The sequence below is a fragment of the Sulfurospirillum sp. SCADC genome, assembly GCF_000743525.1.
Classification (GTDB): Bacteria; Campylobacterota; Campylobacteria; order Campylobacterales; family Sulfurospirillaceae; genus Sulfurospirillum.
The window spans coordinates 156,050-176,487 of sequence record NZ_JQGK01000001.1; the positions used below are offsets into that span (position 1 = coordinate 156,050).

General features: G+C 43.2%; 19 protein-coding genes. 8 read left to right on the plus strand and 11 right to left on the minus strand.

Annotated elements, in window-relative coordinates:
* Positions 1–2: 2 nt before the first annotated feature.
* Genes JU57_RS13905 through JU57_RS13915 form a run of 3 tightly spaced genes read left to right on the plus strand, consistent with a single transcriptional unit; the run spans position 3 to position 2,956 of the window.
* On the plus strand, positions 3–2,066 hold the full coding sequence (locus JU57_RS13905; RefSeq protein ID WP_294874962.1) for an amino acid permease: 2,064 nt from the start codon (positions 3–5) through the stop codon (positions 2,064–2,066).
* Entirely contained in the window at positions 2,063–2,401 is a 339-nt protein-coding gene (locus JU57_RS13910; RefSeq protein WP_294875125.1) for a TonB-dependent receptor, read from the plus strand. The genes JU57_RS13905 and JU57_RS13910 overlap by 4 nt, the downstream gene beginning before the upstream one ends.
* Positions 2,402–2,437: 36 nt before the next feature.
* Entirely contained in the window at positions 2,438–2,956 is a 519-nt protein-coding gene (locus JU57_RS13915) for a hypothetical protein (protein WP_294874965.1), read from the plus strand.
* Positions 2,957–3,031: 75 nt separating this feature from the next.
* Here JU57_RS13915 and nikR read toward each other — a convergent pair whose 3' ends face one another.
* The 10 genes from nikR to JU57_RS00840 all read right to left on the minus strand — a co-directional run bounded on the left by nikR (position 3,032) and on the right by JU57_RS00840 (position 14,600).
* Entirely contained in the window at positions 3,032–3,445 is a 414-nt protein-coding gene (gene nikR / locus JU57_RS00795; RefSeq protein WP_037955666.1) for a nickel-responsive transcriptional regulator NikR, read from the minus strand.
* A 79-nt stretch (positions 3,446–3,524) separates the two neighbouring features.
* On the minus strand, positions 3,525–5,744 hold the full coding sequence (gene hypF, locus JU57_RS00800) for a carbamoyltransferase HypF (RefSeq protein ID WP_037955668.1): 2,220 nt from the start codon (positions 5,742–5,744) through the stop codon (positions 3,525–3,527).
* A complete protein-coding gene (locus JU57_RS00805) occupies positions 5,734–7,389 on the minus strand; it encodes a hypothetical protein (protein WP_037955671.1) in 1,656 nt (551 codons plus the stop codon). Before JU57_RS00805 ends, hypF begins: the two co-directional genes overlap by 11 nt.
* Positions 7,386–7,925: a HyaD/HybD family hydrogenase maturation endopeptidase gene (locus JU57_RS00810; RefSeq protein WP_037955673.1), complete on the minus strand. Its 540-nt coding sequence runs from the start codon at positions 7,923–7,925 to the stop codon at positions 7,386–7,388. The genes JU57_RS00805 and JU57_RS00810 overlap by 4 nt, the downstream gene beginning before the upstream one ends.
* Before the next feature lie 12 nt (positions 7,926–7,937).
* Entirely contained in the window at positions 7,938–8,615 is a 678-nt protein-coding gene (gene cybH, locus JU57_RS00815) for a Ni/Fe-hydrogenase, b-type cytochrome subunit (protein WP_037955676.1), read from the minus strand.
* Positions 8,616–8,633: 18 nt separating this feature from the next.
* Complete coding sequence (locus tag JU57_RS00820; protein ID WP_037955678.1) at positions 8,634–10,382, minus strand: nickel-dependent hydrogenase large subunit; 1,749 nt, start codon at positions 10,380–10,382, stop codon at positions 8,634–8,636.
* A 15-nt stretch (positions 10,383–10,397) separates the two neighbouring features.
* Positions 10,398–11,555, minus strand: coding sequence for a hydrogenase small subunit (locus tag JU57_RS00825; RefSeq protein WP_037955680.1), 1,158 nt, complete (start codon positions 11,553–11,555; stop codon positions 10,398–10,400).
* 240 nt (positions 11,556–11,795) lie between these two features.
* A complete protein-coding gene (locus JU57_RS00830) occupies positions 11,796–13,139 on the minus strand; it encodes a nickel-dependent hydrogenase large subunit (RefSeq protein WP_037955683.1) in 1,344 nt (447 codons plus the stop codon).
* On the minus strand, positions 13,126–14,016 hold the full coding sequence (locus JU57_RS00835; RefSeq protein WP_051906427.1) for a hypothetical protein: 891 nt from the start codon (positions 14,014–14,016) through the stop codon (positions 13,126–13,128). Before JU57_RS00835 ends, JU57_RS00830 begins: the two co-directional genes overlap by 14 nt.
* Entirely contained in the window at positions 14,016–14,600 is a 585-nt protein-coding gene (locus JU57_RS00840) for a TetR/AcrR family transcriptional regulator (RefSeq protein ID WP_037955686.1), read from the minus strand. The genes JU57_RS00835 and JU57_RS00840 overlap by 1 nt, the downstream gene beginning before the upstream one ends.
* Before the next feature lie 117 nt (positions 14,601–14,717).
* Here JU57_RS00840 and JU57_RS00845 point away from each other — a divergent pair, with 117 nt between their 5' ends.
* On the plus strand, positions 14,718–15,107 hold the full coding sequence (locus JU57_RS00845; RefSeq protein WP_294875131.1) for a TerB family tellurite resistance protein: 390 nt from the start codon (positions 14,718–14,720) through the stop codon (positions 15,105–15,107).
* Positions 15,108–15,143: 36 nt separating this feature from the next.
* On the opposite strand, the gene JU57_RS00850 is transcribed toward JU57_RS00845, so the two are convergent.
* Complete coding sequence (locus tag JU57_RS00850) at positions 15,144–16,409, minus strand: glucose-6-phosphate isomerase (protein WP_037955690.1); 1,266 nt, start codon at positions 16,407–16,409, stop codon at positions 15,144–15,146.
* A gap of 112 nt (positions 16,410–16,521) precedes the next feature.
* Between JU57_RS00850 and JU57_RS00855 the strand changes: the two genes are divergently transcribed.
* The 4 genes from JU57_RS00855 to JU57_RS00870 are packed head-to-tail and all read left to right on the plus strand — an operon-like array spanning position 16,522 to position 20,433.
* On the plus strand, positions 16,522–18,237 hold the full coding sequence (locus tag JU57_RS00855) for a YgiQ family radical SAM protein (protein ID WP_294874976.1): 1,716 nt from the start codon (positions 16,522–16,524) through the stop codon (positions 18,235–18,237).
* A 41-nt stretch (positions 18,238–18,278) separates the two neighbouring features.
* Positions 18,279–19,526 carry an MgtC/SapB family protein gene (locus JU57_RS00860; protein ID WP_037955692.1) on the plus strand — a complete coding sequence of 416 codons (1,248 nt, stop codon included), beginning with the start codon at positions 18,279–18,281 and terminating at the stop codon, positions 19,524–19,526.
* Positions 19,527–19,546: 20 nt separating this feature from the next.
* Entirely contained in the window at positions 19,547–19,858 is a 312-nt protein-coding gene (locus JU57_RS00865; protein WP_037955694.1) for a thiamine-binding protein, read from the plus strand.
* 53 nt (positions 19,859–19,911) lie between these two features.
* The gene (locus tag JU57_RS00870; protein WP_037955697.1) at positions 19,912–20,433 is read left to right on the plus strand and encodes a hypothetical protein; all 522 of its coding nucleotides are present in this window, start codon (positions 19,912–19,914) and stop codon (positions 20,431–20,433) included.
* Positions 20,434–20,438: the final 5 nt, after the last annotated feature.

The following is a 20,438-nucleotide window of genomic DNA, read 5'->3' on the forward strand; positions in this document are numbered from 1 at the left end:
CCATGAAAAAACAGCTCACCACCTTGACACTCACTGGTTTAATGATAGGGCCCATTTTAGGCTCTGGTATCATTCTTTTGCCACCTATTGTTTATGATCTTATGGGCAATCTTTCCATTCTTGTGTGGTTCATCATTTTAGCGCTTGGATTTGCTTTTGCGCTTGTTCTTGGGAATTTAAGCATCAAATTTTCAGGCGATGAAGGGGTGACAAATGCGGTACAAGAAGCCTTTAGCACCAAGCTCAAATTCCTGACATCGTACTATCTGATCAGCGCTGTTTTTTTTGGGCCTGTTGCCGTTTATCTCATCGGTGCTCATTTTCTGCAACCTCTTCTTGGCATCAACGTTAACGCGCTTGCGTTTTCAATGTTACTGTTTACATTTTTTGCTCTTTTGCGCCCTGTTCATTTTTTAGGAACGCTCTCTTTGATCGTCACGACCATCATTGGTATTATTTTGAGTCTTGGAAGCATCGCTATTTTGGTTGGACATGAAACCACCTTTTCGATAGACTCACCGTTTGATATGACACTAATTTCACGGGCGTTACTGCTTGCTTTTTGGGCGATTGTGGGCTGGGAAGTGGTGGGTAATTACTCCAAAGAGGTGCATGATCCTAAACGAACGATTCCCAAAGCGGTGAAGATCAGCGCTGTCATTATCTCACTCATCTACCTTTTAGTCGTCTGCGCCATCCAATGTGCTTCACTCGATCGCACAAACACCATCACGGCACTGATTTATCCTCTGTTTGGAACAACCAGTGCGTTTGTGATGGGCATCTTAGCGATGTTGCTGTGTTTGAGCACGGTTTTACTCTTTGTGGGAGGTGTTTCAAGGCTCATCAGTGTGTTTTTGAGCTTAATGGCAGCCAATGCACTTGCAGAGTCTGCAAAAAATGTAGATGATACAACAGAAAAAAATGAGGCGTCAGTCCTCTTAGGCATTACAGTCGAAGATATACGTGCCGATGGGCTTAGACCTGAAACGGTAGAAGCAGGAACGTTTCGTGGAACGAACATTATGGATGTGCCCTCAACCGTGAATGTCATCACCAAAGAGGCTTTGGAGTTACAAGCAGCAACAGGAACGTATGATGCGCTGCGCAATACCGCAGGTGTCACCAAACAGCAAAACGGTGGTGAGACGTGGGATCAGTTGGTCATTCGGGGTATTGAAGTGCAAAACCGTACCAATTATCGACTCAATGGCTCTTTGCCACTGATGAACTTTAGCCAAGTTCCCCTTGAAGATAAAGAGCGCGTTGAAGTGCTTAAGGGCGCATCGGCACTCTATTATGGGTTTACGTCTCCTGCTGGGATTATTAATTACGTCACCAAACGCCCGACAAACGAACCTATGGCTACCGTTGGTTTAATGATGGATCAGTATGGCTCAGCCGTTGGATCTGCAGATGTAAGTGAACGTTTTGGCGAAGAAAAACAGGTGGGAGTAAGGGTAAATGCCGCAGGAGGCACACTGGGTTCGTATCTGGATGATGTGGACAATGGCAATCGAAGCTTTGTCGCCATGGCGCTGGATTGGCAAGTGAATGATCGCTTAAGCATTAAAGCCGATGTCGAGCATGAACATCGCCAAGTGACAGAACAAGTAGGCATTGCTCTTCCCAAAGCGGTTAACGGCGTTATCACCTTACCTAAAACGGTTGATCCAACAACATTGGTAGGACCAGATTCGAGTAAGTTTGAAACCGAAACGACCAATGTTTTGCTCAGGTCTGATTATGCGCTTAGCGACACATGGAGTCTTGGGCTAGAAGCAGGACGAGCAAAAACACAGCGTGAGCGAAACCTTGCTACCTTTACCTTTTCGAACCCTCAAGCGACCACGCTCAACACAGGTGCTGGAACAGTAAAAGTGAACCACCAAGAGTACGAGTACACCTCTGATCTGTTGCGTGCTGAACTTTACGGCGTTGTGAATATAGGAGATATTCAACATGATTTAACCTTTGGAACCAGTTACACCGAAAAAATCAAGAGCCTATTTCAAGCAGAACCTCTTCGACGCTTGCTCAAAATCTCTATACACCACACTCCATAACCCCAACGGTTTTCACACAGACGACAGGTGTTTCGTATACCACAAAAGATACGGGTTTTTATACGATGGATCGTGTTACACTGGATCCGCAGTGGCAGGTTATCGCAGGATTGCGTCATTCCAAATATGAGAGTGATCAAGATGTAACGCGCTATAAGGCGAGTGAAACCACGCCGATGATCGCCCTTGTTTACAAACCTTTGAAGAGTGTATCGTTGTATGCTTCGTATTCAGAAGGATTAGAAGAAGGCAAAGCGGCACCCACAGGAACGCAAAATGAATCTGAACGCCTGAATCCTGGTGTTAGTAAGCAGTACGAGCTAGGCGCTCATTGACTGATACCAACGACAGGTACACTTGTCTCAGCAGCGGTGTTTGATATAGAAAGCCCTGGGTATTACACCGACGCGGCGAACTATTATGTCGCAGGTGGGCATAAACGCTACAGTGGCGTTGAACTCTCCGCGCAGGGAAAAATCACCGAACAACTCAGTTGGCTTGCATCCACACAATGGCTAGACCCTCGTTTTGAAGATATGGAAGGTGATGCAACCGCACTCAATGGCAAATTGCCTGAAAATGCGGCACGTCGTACAGGAAGTCTGTTTCTAAGCTATGATCTCAGCAGCATTCCAGGGCTTTCCATCAATGGCGGTGCTTACTATACCGGTCGTCGTCCAGTGAATGACCTAAACCAAGCGTGGTTGGATGATGTGACGCTCTTTAGTCTCGGCAGTCGCTATGTCACCAAACTCTATGGCAAGAAAAATATCTGGCAAATTAATGTCGATAATGTCGCCGACAAAGAGTATTGGGCAGCAGGAGGCACGCGCCTTGCGGCTGGATCTCCTCGCACGATTCGCTTGAATTATAAAGTGGAATTGTATTAGTATTGGGTAGGTCAATCGTTTACATGTAAAGATAGGTGAGTCAACAAAACGTTGACTCACTCTCGTTAAAAAAGCTTAAGAAGCGGGGATGGATGCCTCTACAAGTTTGGAGAATTTAACCCCTTTAAGCCCTGCGATTTTTTGTGCAAAGTCTTTGACTTCAGAGACTTTTCCCGTCACCATCACCGTTTCTAAACAGTTTTCATGACTGACATGTACGTGTGTGTTACACATAATGTGCACTTTGGCATCGTGTTGAATCTCTAAAATCTTTTGAACAAGCTCATTTTGATGATGCGTATAGATCATCGTCAAAACGCCGATGACATCGCTGTTATCGTCTTGCCAATCGTCTTTAACGATTTTTTCACGAATGAGGTCTCTGGTAAATTCACTGCGTGAGGCATACCCTTGTGCATCGACTTTTTTATCAAGCTCTTCTAGGAGTTTTTCGGGTAATGAAACACTAAAACGAATAATTTTATCCATGGTATATCCTTTCTTAATAGACTTCATCTGCATTCTAATCTTACTAATCTTTAAATATTAAAGGGTAAAAATATTAATATTATTTTACAAGGGATTTAGAGAGCTGTCCAACACAAATTCCGCCATCGTTGATTGCTAATTGTAGCGGAAAATAGAGATTTTGTGTGACATTTTGAAGAATTTGCTCCATAAGTGTGCGATTTTGAAACACTCCACCACCGAGTACCGCAGGGTATGGGTAGCGCGAATGTACCTCACAGAGAATTTTGACCAGTGTATTTAAAAACTTAGACGCGATCACGCGAGGCTCACTCTCTTTAAGCATTTGGGCAAACATGGGTTTGTAACGGACCAATTTAGCGTCAATTTCAACCTCATAAAATTCTGTAATCAAAGGATCGTAGAGTGCTTCAAGAAGCAATCCACTCTCGCCATCGTAACTCACATTGCCCTCCATGCCGCACAAAACCGCTACCGCATCAAAGAGTCTTCCCACAGAGGAACAGCGTGGTGCATTGATCTTTTTGGTATACACCTGTTTAAGGCGTTGGAGCGATTTTTCATCGAAATACTTTAACAGATGCGCATCCGCATCGTCGCCTAAAACATCCCACAACAGCGAGGCTAAAATACGTCTGATCTCTTTGATGCTTGCATCCCCTCCCAAGAGTAAAAAAGGCTCAAACGAGACGACACGCTCATAACTCTTTTGATCACACACCAAAAACTCGCCACCCCAAATCGTGCCATCGTCTCCATACCCCGTACCATCCCACGCAATTCCAAGGACGGGTTCACTAAGATGATGCTCAAACATCGTCGAAAGAATATGTGCATAATGGTGTTGGACTTGCATAAAAGGAATTTTTTGCTTTTTTGCCCATTGGGTTGAGGCGTAATGGGGGTGCAGATCACCCACAATCAGATCCGGTTTAAAGTCGTAAAAACGGGTGAAATTCTCTATCATTCTTTCAAAAAGTTCAAGAGACGCGATGTTATCCAAATCCCCAATGTAAGGGCTGATGATCATTTGATGATGAAGGTAAATCGCAATCGCATTTTTTTGATGCGCGCCTACGGCTAAAATCATACGCTCATCGTTTGAATCCACGCGAAAACTCTGCGGTGCCATGCCCCTCGATGCACGCATAATGAGGGTTTGATCGCCCAAGTATTGCAAAACGCTATCATCACTGGAATTGACGATCTCACGGTTGTAATCAAGATAATACTCCACCACGTCGCTTAATTTTTCCACCAAAAAGGACGCGTCGCTGATAATAGGCTCACCCGAACGATTGGCACTGGTCGCGACGATGGGGTTTTTGAGGTACTCAAACAAGATTACATGTAAAGGGGTGTAGGGCAAGAAAACACCGAGGCGATCAATGCGTGGTGCGATCAGTGGACTTATTTTAGCGGCGCTAACTTGGCACTTCACAAGCACAATCGGACGAAGCAGTGATGTAATGCCCTCCTCTTCGTGTGGGCTTAACGTACACACGTCTTTGATCGCATCAAGGTTTTTAAACATCACCGCAAAGGGTTTGGAAGGTCTGCGTTTTCGTTCCCTTAAACGCGCAACAACGGCGTCATTGGTCGCATCACACATCAGATGAAAACCACCCATCCCTTTCATCGCGACGATATGCCCAGCATTTATCAGCTCGGCTAATGTTTGAATCGCCGCTTCGTTAATGCCCAGTAATTCACCCTCTATCGAACGTAATGTGAGGGTTGGTCCACAGTTGGAACAACTGATGGGTTGGGCGTGGTAACGACGGTTTAAGGGATTGGTATATTCCTCTTGGCACGCGTCACACATTTCAAAAGGGTGCATCGACGTATACGGACGATCATAAGGTACGGTTTGAATGATGGAGTAACGAGGGCCGCAATTCGTGCAATTGGTAAAAAAGTAGTGGTAACGGCGATTGGTTGGGTCGTGCAACTCTTTGAGGCACTCATCGCAAATTGACATATCGGGCAGAACCAGTGAGGATTTTGTGCTCGCTTCATCGCTATGGTGGATTTCAAACGTGGTATCGTCTTTACATGTAAGGATTTCTTTTGTGTAAACATCGATGCGCGCAAGCGGAGGAAGTTCTTTAAACAAAGCCAGCTCAAATGCTTCAAGACTCTCTTTAAACCCTTCGATCTCAATCGTAACACCGTTGGAACTGTTAAATACAAAACCTGTAAGGTTGTAGCGAAGAGCAATCGTATAGACAAAGGGGCGAAATCCAACCCCTTGGACGATACCTTCGATACGATAAATCAGACGCGATTTACTGATCAATCGGCAACTCTTTATTAAAACAGATCGTATGATTGGGTTTAAGATTTTTGATGATCATCTCAGAAAAACGTTTATAGCCAAAAAGAGAACCACACAACGCCATCTTCATACTCATCAAGTTTTCTTTATGCGCATCGGCAAGATCAGAGATAAAATACGAAAGGCTCTCCATATACCCAAAACTTAAGGTCGTGTTATCGGTACCTGCGAGTTTAAAGCTCATACCACTGCGAAGCAGTCTGACGTAATCAAGATTGGAGCTCAGCGCGTCCTCTTTTTGCAAAAAGTAGTCAATGCGTGGCCCTTTAAGTCCACCAAAATCTTCTGCATTTTCTAAAAGTTGCTCACCTGCGCGCTCAAAATCATCGCTTAACCCTAAAGCGATTGCCATCATTTTCCACAGTGAATAGACACTTTTGGGTGTATCGCTTGGAATGTTGGTTGCAATGGCTTTGGCGTAAATCTCAGGAAATTGCTCTTTATAATGTGATACCAAACGCTCTGCACTTTCGCTACTTCGCTCGACTTCGGCAAAAAGTTCTTCAAAAGAAGAAGGCAGTGAAATCTCGACAAGATTAAGCATGCCATGCTCTTTGGAGTAGTGCATCATGCGATCATTGTGAAGGGTACTAAAGTAAAAACAGCTTGATACCGCATCAAACAGTTGATGCTCTTGCATGATAGACGCAAACGCGGCATGCGAAGGTTCTTCAAATTTTTTCAAACTACCTTTCAGTGCCATGGAAGCATAGTCACTTCCCTTAAGAATAAGAATCGCACCATTTTCAAGCACGCTGATGGTGAGTGGTTCTAAGGCATTTTGTGTGGCACTCATTGTCACACGGTATGTTGCTTGGCACGATGAGGCTTTGAAAAGAAACTGAATACCTTTTGCAAACAGATGTTTCGAAAGCTGATAGAGAAAAAGATTATCGGCAAGACGTAAGGTGACACGCGCTTGTGTAATAATTTCTTTTTGTGCAAACAGCGCATTGACTTTAAAACGAATCGCAGGACGCTCCAACGAAGCCAACGCTTTGATCTCATTTTCCCTGCACACAACCATGCGCTCAACAACCGACAAATCGGTCGCGATCACTTCAAAGGCTTTACACTCAGTGCAATTTTCAATTTTACCAAAGACAAACGAGCCATTTTTGGTTTGAATCGACACATTTTCACCATTTGAAATCAGTTCAGCAACGTTGCTATAAAGCGTTTCATAGCCTGCCGATGTGTTTACATGTAAAAGCTCTTTCTCGTCATGAAAAAGGCTTACATGTAACGCTTCTTCACCCAAAATCGGTGAGAGATAGTGTGGCGAACTTGGTGCATCAACGGAAGCCAAGATTTTAGGCGTAAACTCCACGTTGTAGGATAAAGGAGGCAAAACTTCTGCCTCATCTGGCATGGTATCCACCACTTCAACACTCGAAGATTTGAAGAAAATGGACAGAGGAAGTGAGGCGGAGAGTGTATCGGCGAATGAGCCTAACGTGGCTTCATCGGCATCCACAAAAAGCGTTACAATCGATTCTTTACGGTTAATTTTATGTAAAACTCCACAATCAAACGCAATCTCTTTCAGTAAATGTTCTAAAATGCCATTATGCGAGACATAATTAAATTCAAAGGCTAAGATCATCGATCCTCCAGACACGACAGATTGGCTACACTTTGGATGTCAATATCGCTGATTTGCTCATACGTAAAGCCTAATTCTACAAGATGTTTCAGTAAAACACTCTCCATCACGACACTTCCTTTTAAAACAGCAGGCGTGAGCTCAAGCGTTGTGTCATCCACGACTTCAGGAATGATACCAACGATTTTTGTGGGAGGGCGATCTCCTACAAGATCCATCATCGTGAGTGTTTGAAGCATCTCAACTTCATGTGCACTGCCTTGCCACGTGATCGTGTTGGGGACATTTTCAAAATCGAAAAAGTAGACATCACCGATCTTCCCATCTTGTGCATCCACACAATCAAGAACGACAAGGTATTCATACTCAGCAATAACGGGGATTAATCTTTCTGCGAGGGTGCCACCATCAACGAACGTGATCGTGTGCTCAGGCGAAGAAAACTGATACTTTTGTTCAACAAGGCGGCACAGATGAACTCCGACGCCTTCGTCGGAGAACATCACATTGCCAATACCTAAAATCAACACTTTCAAGCCAAGACTCGCTTAGTGTTTCGGGTGTTGTTTATGAAATTTGTAACCACTAATAATCGCATCCATTGAACCCTCTTTTCCCATGATAGAGTTAAAGATCGCCATATAGATGTGAATCGGTAAGAAGATCAAGATACCCCACATAACGATGTGGTGGATTTCTCTTACCATAGCAAGTCCGCCAAGCATGGCTTCAATGGGGCGCATATAGTCATATAAAAAGCCCCCAATACCGCCTGCTTGATACGCATGCACATACAAAATAAGACCTGTAATGCTAATGATAAAAATCATGGTATACAGACCCACGTATGCGATAAACTGCAACGGATTATACACACCTCTTAATTGAGGATGTTCCCCCATAAAAAGGTAATATTTAAGCTGCCCAATCCATACTTTTGGACTGACAAAATCTAAAAACGATATTCTCTCTTTTGAACTGATACGATCAGCAAAAAAGAGGTATGTTTTAAATAACGTAATGGCAATGAGTAAAAATCCTGCGATTTCATGCCACATTCTGAATTTTGCATTTAAGAAGAGGATAGGTTCATCTGATGCTTCAGGGGCAATGAACACATAGGTTAAATAAAACCCTGTCACCGTTAATACAAAAATAGCAATTGCTCTAAGCCAGTGCGTCCAACGAAGCCCTGCTGAGAACTCAAATTCTATATCTCTTTTCATGTTAGACTCCCTTTCGCTTTAGCAAGACGCACCGTTAACATTGACCTTATAACTGCTCATCTCATTCCCTTTGGTATCCATGACATGTACTGCACATGCAAGACATGGATCATAAGAATGGATAATCCTTACGATTTCAAGCGGTTGAGAAAGGTCGGTGATCTTTAAGCCAATCAAAGACTCTTCGTATGAACCTCTAACGCCTTTTGCATCTTTTGGACTTGCATTCCATGTGGTTGGAACAACCGCTTGGTAGTTTTCAATCACGCCATTTTTAATTTTTACCCAGTGACTCAAAACGCCTCGTGGCACGTTGCCAATATAACGACCTTTGTACTCTTTGTTTTTATCAATCTTATAGCTCGTACATGTAGAATCATCGACTTTAAGATTTTGAATCAATGCGGTAAAGGCTTCCAATCCATGATCTGCAATCACTTTAGATTCAAGCATACGACATGCAGTACGTCCCAAGGTTGAAGCAACGGCGGTGATAGGAAGACCTGTATCTTTCAAGAATTGATCCACAACCGCTTTAACACGCTTGTTACCAAGTGCATAGTTCACAACAATGTTTGCCAATGGTCCTACTTGGAGTGGTTTTCCATCGTATCGAGGTGCTTTAATCCATGTGTATTTACCGTTTTCATCAATGACTTTTGTAGGCGCCAAAACACCTTTGTCATTAATCGTTTGAGCGTCTTTAAAGCCTGTATAGTTAGGCTCTTGACGACCTTCGTATGGATGGTACGCTGCATTGTCTTTGTACCATGAATGGGTCGCTTCTTCGGTAATTTTGCTCTCATCAAGGGCGTGAACTTTGAAAGGTTTACCTGTGATTAAATTGACTACATCTTCGCCCATCATCACACCACTGTCAAACAAGAACTCTTTGGCATTAATTTGGAACTCTTTATAGGTAAAGAGGTTAGCAACACCTAAACCAGCCGTCACGCTTGGTTCGCTTGCATACGCAAGTCCCGCCATCACAAGATCAGGATAATATGCACGGTTAACAAAATCTGCCAACTCCTTGAACTTTGTCATAAATTCACCTAAGCGCGCTGGAGATTGAAGATCCATAATACATGTCACACCACCCACCGTTAAGCTTTGTGGATGCGGCTGTTTTGCACCAAATACGGCCATCATTTGAGCTGCAATACGTTGCATTTCGAGTGCCTTTAAGTAGTGAGAAACAGCGATAAGATTTTGTTCCGGTGTTAATTTATACGTTGCATGTCCCCAATACGCATTTGCGAATGGTCCAAGATTTCCTTTTTTAACAAACTCTGCCACTCTTTTTTGCGTTGCCACAAGATCATCTGCACCACACGCAATAGGAGCATCGGTGTATTTAAATGCCTCAGCAGCCGCCTTGTGCGGATCGGCTTTAAGCGCAGAAACAACATCTACCCAGTCAAGTCCATGAAGATGATAAAAATGAACAGGGTGATCATGCAAGAAAAGTGCACAGTTCATTAAGGTACGTGTCAATTTTGCGTTAAGAGGTGGTTCGATACCCAGAGCATCTTCAACTGCCATAATGCCTGCTTTGTAGTGTGAGTAGGTACAAACACCACAAATTCTTTGGGTCATAAAGCCAGCATCTCTTGGATCTCTACCTTTTAAGATGGTTTCAATACCTCTCCAAAGTGTTGAAGAAGAGTATGCTTCTGTTACAACATTGTTATCATCAACGATAACTTCAACCCTTAAATGCCCTTCGATTCTGGTTATTGGATCGACTACGATTCTTTTACTCATTTACTTATCCTTCTCTTATTCTTCAGTTTTTCCACTGCCCTTAACCGCAGCAATCGCCGCATGAGCCGCAATACCTACCGCAGTCACAGTCAGAAGCGCCACACCTACTTTATCGGCAGTTTTATCCGCACCTTCGCCATAAACGGTATGGTAGAGTCTATCACCAAGAGGTTCTTCAAATGGTCCCATATTGTCCCAAAAACCAGGTTCTGAACAACCGATACAGCCGTGTCCTGCTTGAACAGGCCACGAAGTGTGTTGGTTAAATCGCTCACGTGAACAGTTGTTAAAGGTATAAGGACCTTTACAACCCACTTTATAAAGGCAGAAGCCTTTTTTAGCACCGGCATCGCCGAACTCTTGAACGAATTCACCCGCATCGAAATGTCCGCGTCTTTCGCAAAGATCATGGATTCTAAGACCATAAGCCCATTTTGGACGGTTATACGCATCGAGTGCGGGAAGGGTTCCAAAAAGAATATAATGAAGGACGTTACCGACGATGTTTTTCTCGCTTGGAGGACAGCCTGGCACGTTAATAACGGGTTTATTCGTTACTTTGCTAAGCGGTTGAGCATTGGTTGGGTTTGGATGTGCTGCTTGGATACCGCCAAAGCTTGAACACGAACCAATGGCAAAAATCGCCGCTGCAGAATCTGCTGCTTTTTTAGCACTTGCTTGGCCTGTTTGACCATGAGGTCCAACGGTTAAGAAGAATTCACTACTGCCTGCAGGAATACCACCTTCAACCATTAAAATGTATTTACCCTTGTATTTTTCAATCGCACTCTCTAAATTATGCTCAGCTTGCCAGCCACAGGCGACCATTAATGTCTCGTGGTACTCAAGTGAAATGTGATCAAAAATCAAACTATCGATGGTTGGAGCATCAGTTCTGAGTAAACTCTCACTACAGCCCGTACACTCAGCCATATGCAACCAAATAACGGGCAAACGATCTGTCAGCTCCGCTGCTTGTGCCATCAGTGGTGTAAATGTTGAAGGTAATGACAACATAGCAGTAACGCCTGCTGCCCACTTCATAAAATCTCTACGGCTGATACCATGTTCTTCCATCAGTGCCGCAATAGATTTTTCCTCCTTAATACGGGGGAACTTCTCAAGATTGCTCAGTCTCTCAGCAAGCCTTTCGTACAGTTTAGCGTGTTCCATAAATTTCTCCTGTGTAAATTTTCCAAGATCAAAAGATTAAGGCATTATTCAGGAATAGACAAATTTTGTTTACCTGAATGAGTATTCATTTAGTATTAAATCAAAAACTCATTCACAAGATGGCAGGAGAGCATACTTTTAAGATTAATTTAAATCGATAGTGCATAAATGTAACAAATAAAGAAGATAAAAAGTGTATAGTATTAAAAATATTTAAATTGTCATACTAAAATCAGCTGTTTATTGGGTCGTACAGACAGAGCAAACATCAAAACTTTTGAGGATAAAGTCGGCTTTGGTAAACGAATGTAGACCAATAAGTGCTTTTTGTGCTGTGGAGGGATTTTGCTTATCACCGTTGCCTAAATTCCAAACCGTTGGCGTGATAATATCAAACGATTGAATCATCCCTTGCTGCACTTTTACATGATGGATGAGTGAGCCACGAGGTGCTTCAACCACGCCCATTCCCTCGCCACTTAAACTGTGAATATCTTTTCTGGGCGGAATAAACGAGGGCTCTTTGAGGTTTAAATGCTCTAAAAGCTCTTTGGTGCGCCAAAGCAAATGGGAACACTCCACCGCGCGTGCCACCACACGCGTGAGCGCTGCGTCTTTAAATCTTCGGTGAAAATCACGCATCAATGGCTCTTTTGCCACCATGAGGCGTGAGAGAGGACCGACTTCATAATAATTTTTTTTGTACATGGCACTTTTTGAGTACGTATACCCTTTATGCTTGTCTTCAAAAAAAGTGTGTTCCAAACTCTCATGCACGTATTTGACATCGGCACCCAACACTGCTGTTTTGGAAGCTTTAAGGCTTCCTTCGTACATGTAAGATGTACCCAAGGCTAAAAAACGATCAAAACTACGTCCCAAACGATCAAAACCGTGCTTGAGCATCTCATCGATCCCGTAAGAGAGTGCTGAAGGTGCTGACATCACCTGCAAGGCAGAATCAAACTCCAACAACTCTTCTAAACGCATCCCGTAAAAATGCTCTTCGCAAAAGGCAATCACAGCATCTAAACAGCCAAGCGCGCTGAGCACATCGCTTTTAAGCGGATCGCATGTCACGCCTCCTGCCATCACAAACGAGCCATGCGGCCACTGTCCTGTAAAATGCGCGCTCATTTTAAGCGTCTCCATAATCGCATTTTGTGCGTGGAACCACTGCTTTTCTTTAAAAGCATTGCCGTGATAGGTTGGATCGGAAATTCTTTTTAGCTCTGGTAAGATGGTGAAAAAATACCACTTGATGTGGTTGTGAATCTTCTCAGCATTGAGCGCAATTTCACGAATATCTTTGGCTTTTTGGCTTACATGTAAAAGCTCACCTTCGTTTTTATAACACGCTTCGATGGCGTGTACAGAGGCAATGGCATGCGAATGCGAACAGATGCCACACACACGAGGTGTTAAAGCCAACGCATCCAAAAGCGGACGCTTTTGCAAAATCTCTTCAATGCCACGGTAATTGAAAAATTTGATGCGCGCGAAGCTGACCTTCTGCTCTTCCCATTCGAGCTCCAAAGTCGCTTCACCCTCGATGCGTTCTATAATCTCTTTAGTGATTTTCATCGATTAGCTTCTTTTCAAGTCTTTCGATTTTAAAACTCTTTGCCACACCTGCAAGGCTATAATACGCGCGCTTTGAGATGCCAAAAGGGGTTTGAGGCAAAGACATATTTTTTTGAGTTTCATACAAAGCAACTCTTGGAAAGTCAAACTCCGTGCATCCTAAACAGGGAGAACCAGCTCTTGTTTTAGAACTCACCCCATTCCACAAAATTTTATTGCAATTGGCATGACTCATAGGTCCCACACAGCCGTGCTCGTAAAACAAACACCCTTCCCTTTCACCCAGTTGCTGGCTATCGACCTTCCATTCAAAATATTCATTGCGCAGACAGCCATGATGGACCAAATATGAAAAGACCTCTTTAGGGCGCAAGAAGTCATCTAAAAGCACTTTCTCGCCCACATGCAACGCTAAGAGTGTCTCCACCAGCCAGCGCGGATGCACGGGACAGCCAGAGATGTTAATGACATTAGCTTTTTCCAACCAATATCCGCCTTTTTCTTTACCACAAAAGAGTGCGCCTGTAATCTTTTGCGGATCACGTAATCTAAAAACACCGCCAAAACTTGCACAACTGCCTGCGCAGATGATATGCTTCGCACGCGCGGCAAGAACATCAAGGATTTCATAAAACGCAATTCCAAAACGTTCAATAAGTCTCTCATCATGGCTTAAAGCACCTTCAAGGATTAGAAAATCAAACTTCGTATCGCTCTTAAGCAGACTGAGGAAATCCTCTGCACCGCATAAAAGCGGATGATACAGCATCTCAAAAGAAGCGGCAAAACTGGGCATCTGTGGGTAGTTAAAAAAGGAGTGGCTGTTGCCATTACATGTAAGCCCTTGAAGCCAGATGATGGTGGATTTTTGAGACATTAGTGTTTGAGCGCATTGTAGATATTGAGCGCAATCTCATCAACGTAATGGTTAAGATCTTTTTCCAAAACACCTTCGCCACTTAAAAAAACAAATCCACCCAAATAGCCCATAAACAGCCCAAAAGCAGAGAAAAAGTCTTGATTGCGAAGTTCCCCACACGCAACACCCTCTTCAAAAAAGATCATCAGCTCTGTCACAAACGATGAGACGCACAGCATGCCCTCACACCCATCTTTAAAAACCTCTTTGTTCGCAAGATAAACACGTAAAAAGTAGTTGATGTGCTGTGGTTTGGAAGATGCCATCTCAAAATAGACCGCCACAATTTTGCGAATCTTCTCTTTGGTGTTTCCCTCTTCTTCGTTCACGCGCCGAATCTCAGCGCCTAAAATATCGGAAGAGTATTTGATGATCTCTTTGGCAAGCATCTCTTTGGAAGAGAAGTAGTTATACATATTGCCAACACTCATCCCCATCGCTTTGGCAATGTCGGGAATCGTCGTGGCATAAAAACCTCGTGTTGAAAAGAGCATTAACGCTGCATCTAAAATTTTTTCGCTTTTACGTAATTTTTTATCCACAGGCGTAATCCTTCCTACGTACAATTTTGCCCATTTTACCATCTTTATTAATATTTGTTTAAAATGTTTGACTATAATTTCTCTGATTTAATCTCAAAGGAGTACGAATTGTTACTTATGAAACTGAAAACTGAAGAGAAATTTGCTTTTTTACAACTCGCACAATACGTTGCGAAACTCGATGGAGAATATGGCTTAAAAGAGCGCGAATTGGTCAATGAATATTGTACCGAAATGGGTATTGAAAATATGGAAATAAATTTAGAACAGTTCAATTTAGAAGAGACTCTACAGATCTTTAGATCGACACAAAGCCGAAAAATTACCGTTCTTTCGTTAATGGTTTTAGTGCATATCGATGATAAATTTGGCATTTATGAGCACAAAACGATGGATCAAATCGCGCAGAGATTTACGATTACAGAAAAAGAGATGCACCTTTTTTCAATGTGGGGGAAAATGGGTTCCGCGTTGTTTGAACAAGCGATGGTATTTACGGCAGATTAAGTGTAAACGCCTTTGGGCGTTTACACAAGACACATACTATTTTCCTTTTTTAGAAAAGCTCTTCTTCTCTTCGATCAATTTACCCTCAAGAATTTTTTTACCACTCTCGACGCCTGGTTGGTCGTAGGTATTGACATTCATCATTTGACCAACAAGCGAAGTTAAAAGCTCGTAGTAAAAAATCAATTTACCAATGTTTTCCTCATCAATGTGCTGAATGGTAATGGTATCGATTGGAATATCTTTTTTATCCAAAAGCGCTTCAATGGTCGAATCAGCTTGCATGTTAATCAGATCACAAAAGGCAATGCCATTCATCAAATCCAAGTTCTCAAGCTCTTTAAGCGTAATGGCAGGAATCTTAATTTTATCATCAAAATTTTCGATTTTGAGCACGGTCACGCTTTTATCGCGAAGCCCTTCCACGATGAGTTGTAAAAACGAGTGTTGATCTTTTGGACCAATAAGCCCCACAGGCGTAAGACCCACGTTAAAGCTACTGTGTTTCTGTTTTTTACCCAAACTCTCACCCCAAAGTTGAACATACCAATCGGTAAAGCAGTCCAAACTCTCCGAGTATGCAAACAGAGTATTGATATTGTAGTGCATCGAATTTTTGGCATAGTAGGTTGCCTTTTTAAGCAGTGTCTCTTTGATGTAACCATCTTCAAAGAAGCTTTTTTTAATCGCTTTAGCACCATCGAGTAAGCGTTGAATATCCACACCCACTAAAAACAGTGGTGCAAGTCCAGCGGCACTTAAAACGGAAAAACGTCCGCCAACATTGATAGGAATGTGCAAGATAAACGAGTTAAACGTTTTAGCATGAGCTTCGAGTTTTGAGCCATTGTCGGTCACAAAGGTGAAGCGATAATCGAGTGAAATCTCTTTGGCTTTTAAAAGCGAAAGAATGTATTTGTAAACCGAAATGGTCTCAATCGTGGTACCTGATTTACTGATAACAAAAAAGTGGGTGTTTTTGATGTCGAGTTTATTGAGCGTGGAGCGAATGGACGCAGGATCGGTACTTTCAAAAAGATGCAAGCGTTTGTCAAAATCACGAATCCCCTGAAGCGCTCTAAAAATGGCTTTTGGTCCCAAAGAGCTTCCACCAATACCGATAATAGCGATGTCTTTGATCGCATCGTAATCATTTTTAGATTTAAACTCTTCTAGGTAATTGACAAGATCGCTTATCTCTTGATCGGGCAAGGCGTAGTAGCCAATGGTCTTTTGTTCTTCTATGATTTTTTCAAAGATGCCCTCTTCTACTTTAATGTTAAAATAGAGTGAATTTTTCAAACGTATCCTCCAAATGATAATTGTTGAGATATTACTACGAACAATCTTAAAAAAGCCAAAACATAGAGGTGTTGTGCTATATTAATACCTATATTAACACCAGAGGATGAGCATGTTTTTACCCACCACACACGAAGAGATGAGACAAAGAGGATGGACGCAACTTGACATCATTTTGATCACCTCCGATGCCTATATCGACAGTCCGTATATGGGCGTTGCGGTTGTGGGTCGTGTGCTCGAACGTGCTGGGTATAAAGTCGGCATCATCGGGCAACCTGATGTTACATGTAAAGAGGATATTACGCGATTGGGAGAGCCTAAACTTTTTTGGGGTGTGAGTGGTGGAAGTGTCGACTCAATGGTGTCCAACTACACCGCGACCAAACGATTTCGCAACAGCGATGACTACACCCCCGGTGGTGTGAACAATAAACGCCCTGACCGCGCCAGTTTGGTCTACACCAACCTCATCCGCCAGCACTTTAAAGAGACCGTGCCGATTATGCTTGGCGGCATTGAAGCGAGTCTCAGGCGTGTGACGCACTATGATTTTTGGAGCAATAAACTTCGCAAACCCATTTTATTTGATGCCAAAGCCGATTACCTGCTGTATGGCATGTCCGATCACAGCATTGTCGAGTTTGCCGATGCACTCAAAGAGGGGACCCAACCTTTACATGTAAAAGGGTTGTGCTACATTTCTAAAGAGCCAAACGAAGCGTTTTTAGCGCTTCCAAGTCATCAAGAGTGCTTGAATGACAAACTTAAATTTATGGATATGTTCGACATTTTCTACCACAACAACGACCCGATTTCTGCCAAAGGACTCTGTCAAAAAGTGGATGCGCGTTACCTCATCCAAAATCCGCCCGCACTTTACCTCACCACCGAAGAGATGGATGCCGTAAGCGCCCTTCCTTTTATGCGCGATGTGCATCCCTGCCACAAAAAAGAGGGAGCGGTGAAAGCGCTTGAGACGATTAAATTTTCGATCTCAACCCACCAAGGCTGTTATGGCGAATGCAGTTTTTGTGCGATCAGCGTGCATCAAGGAAGAACGATTCGCTCTCGCTCAGAGACGTCCATCCTCAAAGAAGCGAAACACTTTACGACCTATAAAGATTTTAAAGGCATCATCTCCGATCTTGGAGGACCGACGGCGAATATGTACGGGTATGAGTGTCACAAGAAAGTGACCAAAGGCACCTGCGAAGACAAAAGCTGTATGTTTCCCAAACTCTGCAAAGCACTGAAGCCAACGCATAAAAAACAGATCGATCTGCTACGTAAAGTACGCGCCCTTCTAGGCATTAAAAAAGCGTTTGTCGCTTCAGGCATTCGCTATGACCTTATCAGCGAAGATAAAGCCTATGGCTATGAATATCTTAAAGAGATCGTCGGACATCACCTCAGCGGTCAGATGAAAATCGCTCCTGAGCATATCGACGATGAAATCTTAGCGCTCATGGGCAAACCCGGAAAAGAGTCGTTGGTGGAGTTTAAAGCACTTTTTGACAGACTCAGCCGCGAATCGGGCAAAAAGCAGTTTCTCACCTATTATCTGATCGCCGCACATCCGGGCTGTGAGGAGAAGCATATGCACTCCCTCAAACAGTTTGCAAGCAATGTCTTAAAGATCAATCCCGAACAAGCGCAAATCTTTACGCCAACCCCTTCAACCTATGCAACGTTGATGTACTACACAGGGCTTCACCCCGTAACGCGTAAACCGCTTTTTGTGGAAAAAGATATGCAGAAAAAAGAGCGTCAAAAAGAGATCGTTGTCTCCAAAGAGCGCAAGTTTTACAGTGGATTAGACAGCTGATCTAGCCAAATTTCGGTACAATAATTCCAAAGAGGTCGACAATGGATACGCTTGTTTTTCAAAACATCATTATCGCTATTGTTCTGGGGCTGCTCATTGGCTTGCAGCGTGAAATGAACCTTTTGTATGCCAACCGCCAGAAAGATTTTGCAGGAGCACGCACCTTTGCGCTTATCTCACTGATAGGCTATCTCTCTGCGTGGCTCAATGGGTCTGTTCCCTATCTGCTGATTGCCTCTACCTCTGTTTTAGGCGCTTTGCTAATGGGTGCGTATATGCTCAATCGGACACCTACGGAAAATGGGATGACCACAGAGTTTTCAGCGCTGGTGGTTTTTTTCATAGGTGCCTTGCTCGCGTATGAAAAGATAGCACTGGCTATTTTTGTCGCTATGAGTGTCCTGTTTATCCTCAATCTTAAAGAGAAAATCCAGACCTATGAAAAAGTGATTGAGAAGCAAGATCTAAGCGCTATGATTCTCTTTTTGATGATGAGTTTTGTGATTTTGCCGCTTTTCCCCGACGAACCACTTGATCCTTGGGGTTATTTCAATCTGTATCATATCTGGCTTATGGTTGTTTTAGTCGCAGGCATCTCTTTTTTAGGCTATATCGCGGTGCGCCTCGTGGGAGCCAAGCATGGCATCGGGTTGGCAGGTTTGCTAGGAGGAATTGTCTCTTCAACTGCCGTAGCCCTGAGCCTTGCAAGACGCTCTAAAGAGACTCCTTTACTTTCTAAAAATCTGGCTATTGGTGTAGGGCTTGCCTGCTCGATTATGCTTTTTCGCATTTATATCGAGCTTCTTATCATCAATGTGGTGCTAGCTCAAGAAATTTTATACCCTGTTTTGATCGCTTCGGGGGTTGGGTATCTCTATCTTGGGTTTCTCTACGTCACCACGGAAAAAGAGAAAATCATCCAAGAGACTGTCTTTAAAAACCCTTTTCAACTCTCCGAAGCGCTTATTTTAGGAATTTTATTTGGCGCTGTTATCGCTTTGGTTAAATTTGCAGATACCTCTTTTGGCAATTTAGGTGTTTATGTGATCTCGTTCATTTCAGGCTTAACCGACACCGATGCGATAGCGCTTTCCCTTGCTTCTTTGTCTAAGAATGGGCTGGATGTGACAACGGCATTAAACGCCATCACCCTTGCGATCATCGCTAATTCTTTGCTGAAAAGTATAATTGTTTTTCTACTGGGGACGCGTAGCATCGCCTTTTATGTTGGGATCTATCTGATGCTGACGATTGGAACATTTTGTGGTGTGTATTATGCACTCTCCTAGTTTACATGTAAAGGAAAAAAATGAGCGTTTTAATGGAATTGAGTATGTTTCCCCTAGAGACACAAGAGAGCAAAAGTGCGGATGTGGCGCGCATTGTCAAGATGATCCACGAGAGCGGTTACAGCTATAAACTGACCCCCATGAGTACGGTGGTTGAAACACCCACGATGCGTGAAGCGCTGAAACTGGTCGAAGAGGCTTACGCGCTTTTAGAAGCATCTGGGCGTGTGTATGCGTGTTTGAAATTTGACATACGACCCAACCGCGAAGATGGCATGCACCAAAAAATTGAATCGGTGCAAAACAGACTGGATTGTTTGATTACGATTTAAAAAAATTTTCATTGTGCCGATCTTGCTCGTATGTTTAAATAAGGGGGCAACTTATGGAAACCATCGGAGCCAATAATTACAATTATAATAGCTTTGGTTTTTCACTGCAAACCAGTAGTGGCGATGTGATCGATCTGAGCATGTATGACGCGCGCTATGCAGAGATTTCACAAGAGAGTGATGGCAACACACAAAGTACGACACTGACACTCGCACACGCGTATGGCTATAGCTTTCATTACGAAGGTAATGGCATCGACGCCAATGATCAAAAAGAGATTGACGCGGCAATGGAAGCCGTTCAGCCAATGATGGACAAATACCTCAAAAGTGTTCAAGAGAGTGCGAATAACACCAACCTTGCAAGCTTAACCAACACAGCGTATGAAATCAACGCAGCACTTCCTCAAACCAGTGATGCAAACACGCAAAATTTGATTAACGATTCTCTGCTCAAAAGTCTTGATAATCTCTTAGCCAAAGTCGAAAACCAAAATACAACAATGCTCCAAGAGACGCAAAAACTCTTTGAAAGTATCTTGAAACAACAAAAAGGGTTTGAGCTTTACATGTAAAGAAG